This window comes from Pseudaminobacter soli (ex Zhang et al. 2022) (genome assembly GCF_014595955.1).
GTDB lineage: Bacteria > Pseudomonadota > Alphaproteobacteria > Rhizobiales > Rhizobiaceae > Kumtagia > Kumtagia pseudosoli.
The window spans coordinates 152,545-166,034 of the sequence record NZ_JABVCF010000001.1 but is presented as its reverse complement, the minus strand read 5'-3'; the positions used below and the strand labels follow the sequence as shown (position 1 = coordinate 166,034).

Below are 13,490 nucleotides of genomic sequence, written 5' to 3'. Positions count from 1 at the left end.
ATCTTCCCGACGCCGATAGGTCAGGCATAGCTGAGGATCAGCCCGTGCATCAGGCGTGACCATCCGTCGATGGCGACAAACAGGAGCAGCTTCAGCGGTATCGAGATCAGCACCGGCGAGACCATGATCATGCCGAGTGTCATCAGCACATTGGCGACAACGATGTCGACGATCAGGAAGGGCAGATACAGCAGGAAACCGATCTCGAAGGCGCGGGTCAGTTCCGATGCAACGAAGGCCGGGATGAGGATGGAAAGATCGTCGTCGCGCACATTTCTGCGCACTTCCTCCGGCCAAAGCTTGCCTGTCCCATCGAGAAAGAATTTCCGCTCATCCGGCTGGGTAAAGCGTATAAGATGCCCCTTCAGCGGTTCCTTGATCAACTCAGCGGCAGCTCTGACGTCCTCGACAGTCTCGAATTTCGTCTGACTCTGCAGCCGAGTGGACATTTCGCTCAGGAGCGGTGTCGTGATGTAGCTAGTCAGCACCAGCGCGATGCCGTAGAGGACTAGGTTCGGCGGCATCTGCTGGACGCCGAGCGCGTTCCTGATGAGGAAGAGCACGACCGAGATTTTCAGGAATCCCGTCATCGTCACCACGGCAAGCGGCACCAGACCAACGGTGCCGATGGCGATCAACAGGACCAGAAGGCTGGGTGCCCCTTCAACCATTTGTAAAAACGCGCCTGACGCGAACGCCCAGACTTTCGCCAATCTCGACGAGTTCGCCTTGCCCGATGCGCTTGCCGCCCGAAATGATGTTGATGCTGTCCGCGGCAGCATCGGGCAGCGGGAGAATGGCGCCGGGCGCGAGTTTCCTCACCTGTTCGACGGACAGTGTCGCTCGGCCTGCTTCGAAGACGAGCGTCACCGGCAGGTCGCTCACGTCAAGGTCTTCAGGCTGCTCGCCGAAAGATTGCATCTGGCCTGAACTCATCATCCACTCCCATCTTGAACCCTGAAGCCTCCGCAAGCGATCACGCAACCGCACGCCAGATCCCGCAAATTCGACCGGCGCGGCCAGCAGGCCACTCAGTTCGATCATTGCCGACACCGACTGTTCGGGCGTGTCGTCGATCACCACGACATCGCCCGGCACGAGGTTATCCAGTTCCGCCAGCGTGATCCGAACCGCGCCGCGGCAAATCCGGAGAGACAAGAGCGGATCGACTGCTTCCGGGGCTAAACCCTGCGCGAAGGCATCCAGCAGGCGGGCCAGAGCAAGCGCGATGTCTTCACTCTCGAAACGCAGGAGGCCCATCGGGGTGCCATCAGCGTGATGCAGCACAAGCTGAAAACGCGCCGCATCCGCCGCCGAGCTCGGTTCGAAAGCGACAGCTTTCAGCTCAACGGGACGGCCGAGGCGATCTTCGAAATCAGTCAGTTCTTGTGCGACGAGCGCTTCGATGAGCAGGGCGGCATGCGCGGGATTGAGCTGGTCAAGATCGGCCACGAGGTTCTGGCGCGCAAGCATGCTCACCAGGAGACTTCGATTCACATGCAACGAGGCTTCGGCGTCGCCGAACGCAACGATGACTGCCGTATCCCAAGCCAGCGCCTCGTCGAGGCGCCATTTGGCGGTGGCCGTTACCGCGATTCCGCCCAGTTCAAACCGGATCGCCGGCCGGCACCCGTAGTATGCATTCGGAGCTTCCAGATCCTGCAGGGAAACCCTTTCGAGTTCCAGCGGCTCCCATTCGAATGCGGTCCGCGACAACCTCGTCCGCTGGTGCTGCGTGGACTTCGGGCCGCGCAGTTGTACGTCGGTCAGGGAAGGCGGCGCGGGTTTCAGCATGATGTTGCCTGGGGTTCCGCGGGCTTGCGGTCCTCCTCGGCCATGAGTTCGGCCAGCGCGGCTTCGCGGATTGCGCCGCGCTCCGCCACCTTGACGGCGAGAGCGTCGATCTTTTCGAGGGCCAGCCGGGCACGACGCAGTTTGTCATTCGCTTCCGCAAGCTCGATCCAACGGGCATGAGCACGCTGCTCCGCAGCGTCTTTGGCCTCGGCTAGTCTGGCCGCCTCGAATTGCGCTGCAAGATATCTGTTTTCGAGATCCTGCATGCTGGCGGCGCTCAATCTCTGCCCGATCATCGCATCCATCGCCATTCGATCGGCAGCGGCTGCGCGTTCCAGATGGCTATCGATCGCTCTAGCAGCGTCCGCCACGCGGCGTACGGTCTCCTTGTGTGCCGCGTGGCTTCGGGCGGCCGCCTCCTCAGCGCGACGCAACCGAGCTTCCCGTATCGAGCGGGTGCCTGCGATGAGCTTGGCGTCTTTCACGACAGGGCAATCTCGCGCATGAGCCGCTGCGTCTCGTGAAGCGCTTCGCTCGATTTCGGATCCTGCCGCAGGAATGCGTTGATCCGGTCGATCTTGGCGATCGCCTCATCCGTCGCGGTGTCGCTGCCGCGCTGGTATTCGCCGACGCGCAGCAGCAGTTCGACCTCGGCATGGCGCGACATCATTTCACGGATGCGACCCGAGTGTTCCCGGTGCTCCTGCGACACCACCATGTCCATCAGGCGGCTTCTACTGCGCAGCACATCAATCGCCGGAAAGTGGTTGCGTTGTGCCATCTCGGCGGACAGAAAGACGTGGCCGTCCAGCAGCGACTGCATCTCCTCCGCCACCGGATCCATCGTTCCGTCGCCCTCCATCAAGACGCTGTAGAGGCCTGTAATCGAGCCGATACGTCCTGGTCCGGCCCGCTCCAGCAGGCGGGGCAGCGCGGCAAAGAGCGAGGACGGATAGCCGCGCCGTGTCGGCGGCTCGCCGGAAGCAAGGCCAATCTCGCGCTGGGCACGGGCGAAACGCGTGATGTTGTCCATGGCGAGCAGCACGTGCTTTCCCTGGTCGCGGAAATATTCTGCGATTGCGGTCGCCGCATGGGCCGCCTTGACGCGCTCGATGGCGGGCCGGTCCGATGTGGCGGCGACGATCACCGACCGCTTAAGCCCTTCCGAGCCCATCTGACGTTCGACGAATTCACGCACTTCCCGTCCACGTTCTCCGACCAGTGCGATCACGGTGATATCCGCATCGGTGCCGCGCACAATGTCGGCAAGCAACATCGACTTGCCAACGCCGGGCGCCCCGAATAGGCCGATACGCTGGCCGCGCGCGCAGGTCAGAAGCCCATCGAGCGCACGAATGCCGAGCGTCATCGGCTCCGAGATCAGACTGCGTTGCATCGAGGGCGGGGGGGCGGCAATGACGGGATAGCTGCCGGCGATGTTGGCCTCGTCGAGCGGCGCGCCATCAAGAGGATCACCGAGCGCGCTGATGACCCGGCCGAGCAGGGCCGGGCCTATGCGGATCTGCTGGCTCTTGAAAGTCGGAATAACCTCGGTGAGGCTCGAAAGGCCGGTAATGTCGCCTAGCGGCAGCAAGATCGCCACCTCGTCGAGCAGCCCGATCACTTCGGCTTTGAGCCGCCTCTTGGTCTTTGGATCGACCAGGTCGCAGATCTCGCCGATCCGGGCCTCTTCAAGGGCGGCATGGATTATGGCGCCGGTGACCCGGCGCACTCTGCCCGTGCGCCGCCGCGCCGCGTCGTGACGCAGGCCGCTGCGAAGGTTGGGAACGATGTCGGCGAGACGGCTATCAATCCCAATCATTCCGGCATCTCCCGGCGGTCGCAGACAGCCTCGGCGATTGCGGCGATCTGGACCCCGATGGTCGCATCGACCACGGCGATATCGGTTGCCACGACGCAGCCGTCGCGCGGGAGATCGGCATCGGCGATCACCTCGAAAGTCCCCTGGAAGGTCGATTCGGCGCGGATAGCTGCAAGTTCGTCTCGCACCGCGTCGAGGGCTTGCGGATGCACCGACACCTTGATGAAACGGCTGCGCCTCATTTCGGAGATGGCCTGCCCGGCTGCCTTTGCCACCAATTCGTTAGCGTCGAACTCGCCGAGCACGCGAGCGATGACGTCGGTCGCCAGGCCGATGACATCCTTCTCGATTGAACCGAAATAGCGGTCTACCTTGGCTATAACCTCGGCCAAGAGGCGAGCGGCTTCGGCGGCGCCCTCGGTCTTGCCGTCCCTGTAGCCTTCGGCAAAGCTGTCGCCATAGGCGCTGCGGGCCGTATCATGCAACTCGGCAGCTCTGCGCTTTGCTGCGTCGAGGAAGGCAAACCCATCTTGCCAGGCCTGCGCTTCGGCCGCCTTTAGAATTCGCTTGCCAGGCCGCGTCGGCAGTCCGATGCCGGCGCTCATCGGGCGGCTTCGCTGGCACGGCGGACAATTCCTGCGCCACCTGTCATCGATCCGACATCGAGGTCGGTGCCGACGGGAAACTTGAGTTTCATCCGTGCGGATACCGGCCCCGGCACGGCATCGCACCAGGCGGCTATGCAGCGCCAGCCATCGTCATGGATGCGCGCCGCAATCGTCTCCAGCGGCTCCAAAGGGCGGGGCAGGGCGGCAAGATCCCTGTTTGCCAGGGCGAAGACGTACAGTTCCTCGCCGATCTGATGATGGATGGCACTCACCAGTTCCTTGCCGATGGCGCTGGACAGCGACCCGGACCAGCAGATCGCGCCTGCGCGCATTGCCAAGGTCTCGATCTCCCGCATTGACGCCAAGGCGATGCGGCGGTCCTCGTTTGCCAAGTCGTCGCCAAGCGGCGCAAGCTCGAAATGCGATGAAAGCAGGGCCGAGAGGCGCTGGGCTAGCCGCGGCGACTCCAGCATAAGTTGGCAGCAGTGCACCGTGATCGCACCGCCGAAGCATGCAGCAAGCTGGCTTGCATCGGCATAGGCCGCGGGATGCTCGACGAAAGCGTCCCACTCCGGGTCCAAGGCCGCAGGCGCCATTGCCTTCACGCCGCCGAATGCTTGGCCGGAAGCGTCGTCTGGCTCAGCGCGTAGATCTTGCGCCTGCTCCGATTCAGCACCTGGTTGGCGAGCAGGCCACCAAGAACGAGAACGCCAGCGCCGAGACCGTAGACGATCCACATGGCCGCCGTCAGGCTGTCGGGATGGAGTTGCAATCCAAAGAACGACGCGAACGACGGCTTGTTCACCGCCCGTTCCGGAGGGGCGGCGACGGGAAACAGCACCACCGAGACATTGTCGTAAGCGAGGCCGGCGACACCGTTGGCCACCAGCATCTTCACTTGCGGAATAAGGTTCTCCATTGGCGTCGTCGCCTGATGGCGGATGAAGACCGAGGCGGACGACGGTACAAGCTTCTGGCGCAACGGATCGTTTTCCGGCAGGACCAGATGGACCCTTGCCGTCAAGACCCCGTCGATGTCGGAAATCGTGCGCGACAATTCCTGGCTCAGACCGTAGATCATCGCGGCCCGTTCCTCGACCGGCGAGGACACCAGGCCATCGCGCTTGAATACGTCGCCGAGTGTGGCGAACTCCTGTTTGGGAAGGCCGTGGTCGTTGAGGAGCGCCATCGCCTCGGCAAAGTGACCCTCGCGCACCGTCACGGTCATCTTGCCATCCTTCTCCGGATTGCGCTCGGCGGAAATGCCGTTGCGCACCAGAGTGGCGACAATCTCGTTCGCCTGCTGCTGACTCAACCCGGTGTAGAGTTCGACCGAACACGCCTGCAGAAACAGCAAGGTGCTCAGCATGGCAGCAGCGATCGCAAGGCGACGTGGACGGTTCGACAAGTGCTACCCCGGTACTAGCCTATTGTTGCTTGATCAGTGTGTTGACAGATGACGCAGCGGCCGAGACGCTGTTCGTTGCGAGTGAGGCTCCAAAAAGGGCCCAGGAGGCCGAAACATACTGGTCAAGCAAGCGCTGCATGTCCGCTTCGCCCATCTTCGTCGATAGCTGACCGGTGTCACCCGCGTCGTTCGCCGTCGGCGCCTGAGTTGCCCCAGGCTGCCGCGATCCCATGGCGCCCTGTGCGGATTCCACCATGCCGCCGAGCGATCTGATCGTCGAATCGAACAGGGCGGAAGGATCGGCGCCAGCGGCGCCGCGCTTGCCGGCTTCGTCCATATACTCGTACAGGTGGAATTCCTTTACGGCTTCGACGGGAGCCGGCGGATTGCCGGCAACGCCATTGTTGCCGGTGCGCATGTCCTGGATGTTCTGGACGAGTTGGGCAGGTTCCGACCCGGCTGTGGTGGGCGTGGTCTTCTGTCCAGCTATCTTGTTCGTGGTGACCGACAGCCACTCGTTGACCGCCGGTTTGAGAGATCCTGTGCCCGCCGCGGCGGCGACGTTGATGTCCAGCCCGGCAGCCGTTGCGTTGGGAAGCAATTCCGCTGCTGCCAAGGGCATCGTCGGGGCGATCTCCATTTCTCCTGCCCCCTACTGCGTTGCGACGGATGGCGCTGCCGACGTCACGGGCTGAACGTCCACGGTCCGACCGCGGAAAACCCGCACATTGACCTCCTTGCTGGCCGTCCCGGAATCATCCAGCCCGACGCTCTGCTTGACCAGCGCAGTGTAGGACGGGGGTCCAGAAATTGTGACGGCTCTGTCTTCTTCGGAGATCTTCAGGGGAAAGCGGCTGTCGGACACGCCGATCCTGTCGAGCCGCTCTGCAAGATCGGAGATTGTTTCCCGGTCGACCCGAACGATTTCGGTCCGCAAATCCGCCTCTGTCACGATATTGAGCGTGGATCCGTCATAGTGCCAGACCAGCCCGTAGCGGTCGCATACCCAATCCAGAAACTCTCGCGCCGATGCGTGCGGCTCCCCCGAATTTAACCGTCCCTTGATGCCCTTGCCGAGCTTTATCGAAATGCCGAGGTTTCGGCCGAATTCCATCAGGGCAGCGTCCACGGCCTGATCGACCGCGATATATTTGTACGGACCATCCGGCCAAGTGGGCTCGATCGCGTTCGCTGGGGCGATGACGGCACAGATAAGCGCCAACGCCCCAGAGACGATCCAAATGCACACAGAGATAACCTTTCTGCCTGCCATCTCGGTAACGAGCCCATCAGTCGAATTAGTGGTATCGCCGACGCCGGCGCGCCGAAGACAGCTTGGGCAAAGCTAGTCCTCTCTCGCGAGATCGAAAAATCCAATTGGATCGCGCAGGGGACTCGTTTCGACCAGAACGGTCGATTAACGTCCGCGCCGGGAAGGGGCAGTCAGTACGGAATTCGAAAGATGGCGCATCGGACATCGTTCAATGCCTCCGGCCGGGTGTGTGTCTGGCTGGCCGGCGTGCTCTTGTTCTGTGCGATGACGTTTCTCGCTCAGGCGGATGCGGTCGCCAAGAACAGTGGCTACGATCCACGGACATGGTCCTATGACGAAACGCGCAACATAATGCTGTCGCCGTCGGATCTCGAGGACGACGCGGTTGCAGAGCAGCCGGCAGACTGGAGCCCCATACCCCGGACTGTCGTGGCGTATGATGGCCAGGAAAGGGCGGGAACGATCCTGATCAGCACATCGGCCCGACGCCTTCGCCTGATCCTCGGCAGGGGCAGGGCCCTTCAATACGCAGTCGGCGTGGGACGTGAGGGATTCAACTGGAGCGGCCGCGACCGCATCTCTGACAAGAGAGAATGGCCCGACTGGCGTCCGCCGGCCGAAATGATGAAGCGCGAGGCGAGCAAGGGCAGGATTCTTCCCGCGAAGGTCGAGGGGGGACCAGAAAATCCCCTAGGCGCACGCGCACTCTATATCGGGTCCACACTCTATCGCATTCACGGCACCAACCAGCCTTGGACGATCGGCGAGGCGAATTCGTCAGGTTGCATCAGGCTTACCAACGATGATGTCATCGACCTTTACCAACGGGTTGCGGTCGGGGCTCAAGTCGTCGTGCAGCGTTGAGCCGCAGCTTGTCGCGTTTCGAACCGAACCGCCATTGTGGATGTCACGTGGGGTAGTGATCAAATGAAGCGACCAATGCGGCTAGCCCTCTTCACAGTCCTATGCGCTGTTGCGCTCACCGGCTGTCAGACTACGGGCTCGATAAGCAAGAAAACGGCCGACGCTGAACTGTCTCAATCCGATCGGTTAGTGAAACTCGCTGGCGACATCGAATCGCGGGGCGAGCACGATACCGCCATGGCGCTTTACGCCCGCGCGGCGGCAATGCCTGAATCGAGCGCTGCAGCAAACGTCAAAGCCGGCGACGCTTATCTTCGTTTCGGTTATGTAGACGAGGCGATGACCCAATATAAGGGAGCGCTCGTCAAGTCACCCAACAACGGTCAGGCGATGCTTGGCCTTGGCTCTGCGCTGATCGAATCGGGAGATCTGAGTGCCGGCATCCGCGCGCTCAGCGAAGCGGCTCCCATCGTCAATACCAGCCGCGCCTACAACTGGCTCGGCGTGGCGCAGACCATGGCAGGACTGACAGGGGAAGCGCAGAGCACCTTTACCACGGCACTCAAGCTGGAACCCGGCGATCTGGACCTTCAGACCAATTTGGCGCTTGCGGCCGCACTTGAGGGCAATGCCTCGGTCGCATTGCCGATCGCAGAGCGCGTGGTGGCGTCCGGCAGGGTGCAGCTTCGGCACAAGAATAACATTGTCATCGTGTACGGCCTGCTTGGCCAGGACGATCTGGTGAAATCCGCCCCGCCGACCGGCCTGTCGTCCAAGGAAATCGCCTCCCTCCTGGCAAGATGTAGAGAGATTCGAGCGATGGGCAGTGTCAAGGCAAAAGCGGCCGCGCTAGGATCAATGACCGCCTGACCAGGTGGCATTGGCGGCCATCCGACACGCCTGAGCGCCAAGCAACCATCTCGCCTTTCGTCGGGCGACCACGTTTGCGTTTCGCTCATTACTGGCACATGCGTCGCCGTCCTGCCCGGGTGCCGCTATGGGATGGTGAGGGGCAGACAATATTTTCTGACGATCGCGTCACAATGCCGAACTCTGGATCGTCAACACGCGAATGAAGCCATCCCCCGAAGGAGAAGGAGCGAAGTCGATGACGCTCAAGAATCGATCGGTGCTCACGGCAAATCCGGCGTCGAGCGTCGAGGCGTCGCACATCCGCCTTTTCGAGGAAGCCCGCCCGCGGCTGCTCGGCCTCGCATACAGGATTCTCGGTTCCCGCGCGGAGGCGGAAGACGCCGTCCAGGACACGTTTCTTCGCTGGCAGACGGTCGATGTCGACAGCCTCGCGTCGCCAGGCGCCTGGCTGACGATGGTCTGCACGCGGCGCGCCATCGACATGCTGCGTGCTTCATATCGCAGCCGGGTGGACTATGTGGGCAACTGGCTGCCCGAGCCGGTCCATACGGTCATTCACAGCGACGCGGAGGCGCAAATGGAGCTCTCATCGTCCCTCTCCACGGCCTTTCTGCTAATGCTGGAGCGGCTGACCCCGAAGGAACGGGCTGCATACCTGCTCTATGAAATCTTCGAGCTGTCCTATGCCGACGTTGCCTCGTCGCTGGATATGAACGAGCCGGCGTGCCGAAAGCTGGTCTCGCGGGCCAAGGCGCGGGTCGGTGACGACCAGGTGAGATACCGACCGTCCGCGGAACGGCAAGAGGAACTTCTTGCCGCCTTCGAGGATGCAATCCGTACCGGACAGCCCGGTCCTCTCGCCGCGATGCTTGCCAGCGACGTGCGCCTGACCGCTGACGGCGGCGGCAAGGCGGCGACGGTCATCGAGATTCTGGAAGGCAATGCGGTGATGGCTTTCCTGACGGAACGGCTCAACGAATGGTGGGCGGCCTATGAGTGGAGCTTCACCGACCTCAACGGATCGCGTGGGCTTGTCCTGCGGGAAAGAGAGAAGATCGTCGCGACGGTCTCCTTCGCCTACGACAGCGCAGATCGCATCGCGGATATCTTCATCGTGCGCAATCCGGACAAGTTGGAAGGGCTCGGCGAGGCGAGGATTCACTGAAGTCCAAGGGCCTCTGGGCCGAAGGCTGCGACCTGGCGCGTATTCGTCCCGGCGATGGCACGTCCATAGCCGGGACTTTTCGTTTCGATTTACTGAACCGCATGCGGTGACCCAGGAGCGTAGAAACTACAGGGCACGTCACAAACACGTCTCCTCGAACGTCACCGGGGCATGGGCATGGAGCCCAGCCATCGGCGGCGAACGCCGCAAAGCTCGAGGAGATAATCATGAGCAAGAAAGCACTCTACATCAGGCACAGGGCGCAGCCGGGCAAGCGCGAGGAGGTGAAGCGCATCTGGGAGAAGTATGCGCGCGCCTATATCGAAGGCGCCAACGGCCACGTCGCCTATGTCTACGGCTTCGACGACAACGATCCCGATGCGATCGTGGCCTACCAACTCTACACCGACGAGGCCGGGACGGACGATTTCGTCAAGCAGCCCTGGTACCCGGACTATGAGCGGGAAACGGCCGCGCTGCTCGCCGGACCGTCAGAGTTCCGCACGATCACGCCGCAATGGACCAAGGGCGACGCCGCCTGAGATGCCACTCAAGCCCGGCGGCTTGCGGCCCTCCGCTCGCCGGGCTTCCCCGCATTGTCCCGACCCGTCACCCCCAAGCGCAATTGCAAGCCGCAGCGAGGCTGCGGGAGTTTTCCCATTAGCACCAACACTGTTTAGCACCAACACTGTTTCGGCGGGCGCAGCCCGCCCGGGCTGGGCCGCCCTTCTGACAGGCCGAAGCGCCGTCTTCTCCATCGTCCTCGCAGGAGGTGTGATGCTGCACGCGCTCAATATCTATATCGTCACCACGATTCTGCCGTCGGTCGTCGAGGACATCGGCGGGCTCGAGCTCTGCCTGGAGCATGACGCTGTTCGTGGTCGCGTCGATCCTCGGCGCAGCCCTCACATCGCGGCTTCTCGATCGTGGCGGGTCCGGGACATGCCGCCTCCGACATCTGGTTGTGCCCAGCGGGTAGCGGCTCACGACGAAGTCCGATGCGTTTCGACGCATCGGGCTGGATATACGCTCATGCCAGGGGTTCAAAACGACCTCGCGGTGCATGGCGAGCATGCGCTCCCTGGACGGGCTGCTCGAGCGCATGCCCAGGGAGCCTCGTCTCAGTGCTGCTGTTTCAGCCAACTGACCAGGCGGTGTAGAGCGTCTTTCCGGGGATGGCTGGGCAGGAAAACCGCCCAGTAGGTAAGACCGGGCAGTGAAATGGTGGAGATCTGCGTCAGTACGCCTTTGCTCAGGAGGTCTTCGACCAGACGCTCGGAGGCGAGCACGGCGCCCTGGCCTGCTGCGGCCGCGTCGATGGCGTGAATCTCCTCAGAAAAGGACTGGACGGCAGGTCTCCGCGCACCGTCCGCGCCGGCATGCGCCAGCCAGCGCTCCCAGCTTGGAGCGCTTCTGGACGCGGATTTCCATCGATAGTGAATCAGTGGCAGTTTCAGGATCTGCTCCACCGAAAGCCGGGATCCGTCCGGTAACAGTCCGGGATTGCAGACGGGAATGATCCGCTCTGAAAACAGACGGTGCCACTCCGCTTCCACGCCTGGGTGCTCCGCATAGCGAATGGCGATATCGATGCCCGACGCATGGAGGTCCGTGACGCGATCTTCCGCCTCGACCGTGACGTTCAGTTGGGCCTGTTCGCACAAGAGCGGCAGTCGGGCCATGAGCCATCGGCTCGCGAACGCCATTGTCACCGAAATTCTCAGTGGTTCTTCCTCCTGATCGGCGGAAAGCTGTTCGATCGCGCCTGCGATCCGGTCAAGGGAGTCGCGTATGACCGGAAAGAGCCGCTCACCCGCCGGCGAGAGACTCACCGGGCGTGGATGACGACGAAACAGCTCGACGCCGAGAAACTCCTCGAGTTGCCGGACCTGATGGCTGATCGCGGTCGGCGTCAGTCCCAACTCGTCGGCGGCGTTCGCAAAGTGAAGGTGCCGCGCGGCAGCTTCGAAAGCGCGCAATGCATGGAGAGGAGGCAATCGGCGCAAGGACACCTCCAGGGCGGGAACGCGAGATCAAGATGAATCTCATTCATCTTATGTCTGAGATATTCGCTTTGGCCAAGAGATTAGCCCGCTGATAGCCACTGCCCGAACAGGTTCTTTCATTGCGGTGCAAGAGGAGAGAAATATGGCGACTTTGCTGCGCATCGATGCCAGCGCTCAGTTGGACGACCGGTCCCTAACGCGGAAGCTTACCGGCTTGTTTATGGACGAGTTTTTGAAGGCGGCCCCGGGCACCGAAACAATCGTCCGCGACATCGGACACTCCCCTGTCCCGCCAATCGATCATCGCTTCATCCATGCTGCCTTCACGCCTCCGGAAGTTCGGGAAGACTGGATGCATGAGCGTCTGATCCTGTCGGACCAGCTAGTCGATGAAGTTGAAACGGCTGACATCCTCGTTCTCGGCGTGCCGATGTACAATTATGGCATGCCCGCAGCGCTGAAGGGGTGGGTAGATCACATCGCCCGAATCGGACGGACCTTTTCCTTCGATCTGTCCCGCGGCGACTTCCCTATCGAACCGATCCTTTCTGGCAAGAAGCTGGTGGTGCTTTCATCGCGCGGGGAGTTCGGCTTTCAGGCCGGGGGCGTACGCTCGCATATGAATGCCCTGGACCCGGCCATCGCAGCCTGTGCCCACTACTTCGGGGTGGCGGCAAGCGACATCCAGACAGTGACCATCGAGTATCAAGAGTTCAAAGATGCCCGGCACCAAGAGTCTGCGGCGATCGCTGAGATCAAGACTCGTGAAATCGCTCTGCAATTGGCGTCTTCACAGCCGGAAGGAGTGGCGTTTGGTTCTCTTCCGGCGGTCGCATGAACTCGACGCTAGCAATGTTCCCGCATGGCGCGCCCGAACCACTTCCTGGTCTCTGACGAGAGTCGGTCGGCTCCGTGCCGCGGCGACAAAGAAGGCCCCGCAGTCATGCTACGGAGCCTTCTAGTTTTCGTTCAGCCTCATCTCGGGGCGAGGCCATCGAGCAGGAAGTCGAGGCCTTTCCGGAAAGCACCATCCCAGTCGTTATCCAATAGCAGACGAGAGCGTTCGATTGTCGGGTAGCGTTCGCCGAGACGTGTGAGGCGCTGCTGCGCGGCGGCCCTGTCGTCGTCCGAGATGTCGAAGCTCGCCCGGGTGACGGTGGCGCCCATCACATAGTTCCAGAGCGACCATATCGCGACGTTCAGGTCTGGGTCCGCTACACCGGCCTTGGACAAGGTCTTGCTCAGCAGTTCCAAGCGACAGAGGATGTTCGGGCCGAGCGCCCGGCGCGGCAACAGCGATGCCGACCAAGGATGGCGCAGCATGCTGGCGCGCCAGTCTTCGAGCATATGAACGACTTCGCCGCGCCAGTCCGGGGACTCAACTATTTGCGGCGGTCCCCGATATTCGAGCACCGAGTCGAGCGCCAGATCAAAGACCGCCTCCTTGTTGTCGACATGCCAATAAAGACTCATCGCGCCCGAGCCGACACGATCTGCCAGCTTACGCATCGTCAATCCGTCGACTCCTTCGGCGTCCAGCAGTTCTACCGCGGTCGCCACGATACGTTGCAGAGAAAGAGGCAGTTCACTGCGCGGCTCCTGCACGGACTGTGGCGACACACTTATCCCTTGAGACCGTTTGCTCCGGGCGCCGCTACGTTTGGCTGCCATCCGTCT

Annotated in this window: 16 protein-coding genes; 5 read left to right on the top strand and 11 right to left on the bottom strand. The window is 62.1% G+C overall.

What is annotated here, in order from left to right; genetic code table 11:
• Positions 1-20: 20 nt before the first annotated feature.
• From sctR to HUI96_RS00805, 9 genes are all read right to left on the bottom strand, one after another.
• Positions 21-671, bottom strand: a complete 651-nt coding sequence (gene sctR, locus HUI96_RS00845; RefSeq protein WP_188252735.1) for a type III secretion system export apparatus subunit SctR — start codon at positions 669-671, stop codon at positions 21-23.
• A complete protein-coding gene (sctQ, locus tag HUI96_RS00840; RefSeq protein ID WP_188252734.1) occupies positions 664-1,794 on the bottom strand; it encodes a type III secretion system cytoplasmic ring protein SctQ in 1,131 nt (376 codons plus the stop codon). The genes sctR and sctQ overlap by 8 nt, the downstream gene beginning before the upstream one ends.
• The gene (locus HUI96_RS00835) at positions 1,788-2,165 is read right to left on the bottom strand and encodes a hypothetical protein (RefSeq protein ID WP_210319985.1); all 378 of its coding nucleotides are present in this window, start codon (positions 2,163-2,165) and stop codon (positions 1,788-1,790) included. Before HUI96_RS00835 ends, sctQ begins: the two co-directional genes overlap by 7 nt.
• 110 nt (positions 2,166-2,275) lie before the next feature.
• Positions 2,276-3,616 carry a FliI/YscN family ATPase gene (locus HUI96_RS00830; protein WP_188252732.1) on the bottom strand — a complete coding sequence of 447 codons (1,341 nt, stop codon included), beginning with the start codon at positions 3,614-3,616 and terminating at the stop codon, positions 2,276-2,278.
• Complete coding sequence (sctL, locus tag HUI96_RS00825; RefSeq protein WP_188252731.1) at positions 3,613-4,221, bottom strand: type III secretion system stator protein SctL; 609 nt, start codon at positions 4,219-4,221, stop codon at positions 3,613-3,615. The genes HUI96_RS00830 and sctL overlap by 4 nt, the downstream gene beginning before the upstream one ends.
• Entirely contained in the window at positions 4,218-4,820 is a 603-nt protein-coding gene (locus tag HUI96_RS00820; protein WP_188252730.1) for a SctK family type III secretion system sorting platform protein, read from the bottom strand. Before HUI96_RS00820 ends, sctL begins: the two co-directional genes overlap by 4 nt.
• A gap of 5 nt (positions 4,821-4,825) precedes the next feature.
• A complete protein-coding gene (gene sctJ / locus HUI96_RS00815; protein ID WP_188252729.1) occupies positions 4,826-5,593 on the bottom strand; it encodes a type III secretion system inner membrane ring lipoprotein SctJ in 768 nt (255 codons plus the stop codon).
• Positions 5,594-5,651: 58 nt separating this feature from the next.
• On the bottom strand, positions 5,652-6,272 hold the full coding sequence (locus HUI96_RS00810; protein ID WP_188252728.1) for a hypothetical protein: 621 nt from the start codon (positions 6,270-6,272) through the stop codon (positions 5,652-5,654).
• Positions 6,273-6,284: 12 nt separating this feature from the next.
• On the bottom strand, positions 6,285-6,881 hold the full coding sequence (locus tag HUI96_RS00805) for a type III secretion protein (RefSeq protein WP_188252727.1): 597 nt from the start codon (positions 6,879-6,881) through the stop codon (positions 6,285-6,287).
• A gap of 213 nt (positions 6,882-7,094) precedes the next feature.
• On the opposite strand from HUI96_RS00805, the gene HUI96_RS00800 reads away from it, so the two are divergent.
• From HUI96_RS00800 to HUI96_RS00785, 4 genes are all read left to right on the top strand, one after another.
• Positions 7,095-7,769 (top strand): L,D-transpeptidase, encoded by a 675-nt coding sequence (locus HUI96_RS00800; protein ID WP_188252726.1) that lies wholly within the window; start codon positions 7,095-7,097, stop codon positions 7,767-7,769.
• 63 nt (positions 7,770-7,832) lie between these two features.
• A complete protein-coding gene (locus tag HUI96_RS00795) occupies positions 7,833-8,639 on the top strand; it encodes a tetratricopeptide repeat protein (protein WP_337917795.1) in 807 nt (268 codons plus the stop codon).
• Positions 8,640-8,877: 238 nt separating this feature from the next.
• Complete coding sequence (gene sigJ / locus HUI96_RS00790; protein ID WP_188252724.1) at positions 8,878-9,807, top strand: RNA polymerase sigma factor SigJ; 930 nt, start codon at positions 8,878-8,880, stop codon at positions 9,805-9,807.
• A 227-nt stretch (positions 9,808-10,034) separates the two neighbouring features.
• Positions 10,035-10,349 (top strand): putative quinol monooxygenase, encoded by a 315-nt coding sequence (locus HUI96_RS00785; protein ID WP_188252723.1) that lies wholly within the window; start codon positions 10,035-10,037, stop codon positions 10,347-10,349.
• Positions 10,350-10,928: 579 nt separating this feature from the next.
• Here HUI96_RS00785 and HUI96_RS29245 read toward each other — a convergent pair.
• Complete coding sequence (locus HUI96_RS29245) at positions 10,929-11,786, bottom strand: LysR substrate-binding domain-containing protein (protein ID WP_273032213.1); 858 nt, start codon at positions 11,784-11,786, stop codon at positions 10,929-10,931.
• 169 nt (positions 11,787-11,955) lie between these two features.
• Between HUI96_RS29245 and HUI96_RS00775 the strand changes: the two genes are divergently transcribed.
• A complete protein-coding gene (locus HUI96_RS00775; RefSeq protein WP_188252721.1) occupies positions 11,956-12,651 on the top strand; it encodes an FMN-dependent NADH-azoreductase in 696 nt (231 codons plus the stop codon).
• Positions 12,652-12,788: 137 nt separating this feature from the next.
• Here the strand turns inward: HUI96_RS00775 and HUI96_RS00770 are convergent, their stop codons facing one another.
• Positions 12,789-13,484, bottom strand: coding sequence for a TetR/AcrR family transcriptional regulator (locus HUI96_RS00770; protein ID WP_188252720.1), 696 nt, complete (start codon positions 13,482-13,484; stop codon positions 12,789-12,791).
• Positions 13,485-13,490 lie beyond the last annotated feature (6 nt).

Excerpts from the sequence above, each read along its gene's own strand:
- HUI96_RS00795 (WP_337917795.1), top strand. The coding sequence starts at position 7,833 with ATGAAGCGACCAATGCGGCTAGCCCTCTTCACAGTCCTATGCGCTGTT.
- sctR (WP_188252735.1), bottom strand. The coding sequence starts at position 671 with ATGGTTGAAGGGGCACCCAGCCTTCTGGTCCTGTTGATCGCCATCGGC.
- HUI96_RS00775 (WP_188252721.1), top strand. The coding sequence starts at position 11,956 with ATGGCGACTTTGCTGCGCATCGATGCCAGCGCTCAGTTGGACGACCGG.
- sctJ (WP_188252729.1), bottom strand. The coding sequence starts at position 5,593 with ATGCTGAGCACCTTGCTGTTTCTGCAGGCGTGTTCGGTCGAACTCTAC.
- HUI96_RS00830 (WP_188252732.1), bottom strand. The coding sequence starts at position 3,616 with ATGATTGGGATTGATAGCCGTCTCGCCGACATCGTTCCCAACCTTCGC.
- HUI96_RS00820 (WP_188252730.1), bottom strand. The coding sequence starts at position 4,820 with ATGGCGCCTGCGGCCTTGGACCCGGAGTGGGACGCTTTCGTCGAGCAT.
- sigJ (WP_188252724.1), top strand. The coding sequence starts at position 8,878 with ATGACGCTCAAGAATCGATCGGTGCTCACGGCAAATCCGGCGTCGAGC.
- sctL (WP_188252731.1), bottom strand. The coding sequence starts at position 4,221 with ATGAGCGCCGGCATCGGACTGCCGACGCGGCCTGGCAAGCGAATTCTA.
- sctQ (WP_188252734.1), bottom strand. The coding sequence starts at position 1,794 with ATGCTGAAACCCGCGCCGCCTTCCCTGACCGACGTACAACTGCGCGGC.
- HUI96_RS00800 (WP_188252726.1), top strand. The coding sequence starts at position 7,095 with ATGGCGCATCGGACATCGTTCAATGCCTCCGGCCGGGTGTGTGTCTGG.
- HUI96_RS00810 (WP_188252728.1), bottom strand. The coding sequence starts at position 6,272 with ATGGAGATCGCCCCGACGATGCCCTTGGCAGCAGCGGAATTGCTTCCC.
- HUI96_RS00770 (WP_188252720.1), bottom strand. The coding sequence starts at position 13,484 with ATGGCAGCCAAACGTAGCGGCGCCCGGAGCAAACGGTCTCAAGGGATA.
- HUI96_RS00785 (WP_188252723.1), top strand. The coding sequence starts at position 10,035 with ATGAGCAAGAAAGCACTCTACATCAGGCACAGGGCGCAGCCGGGCAAG.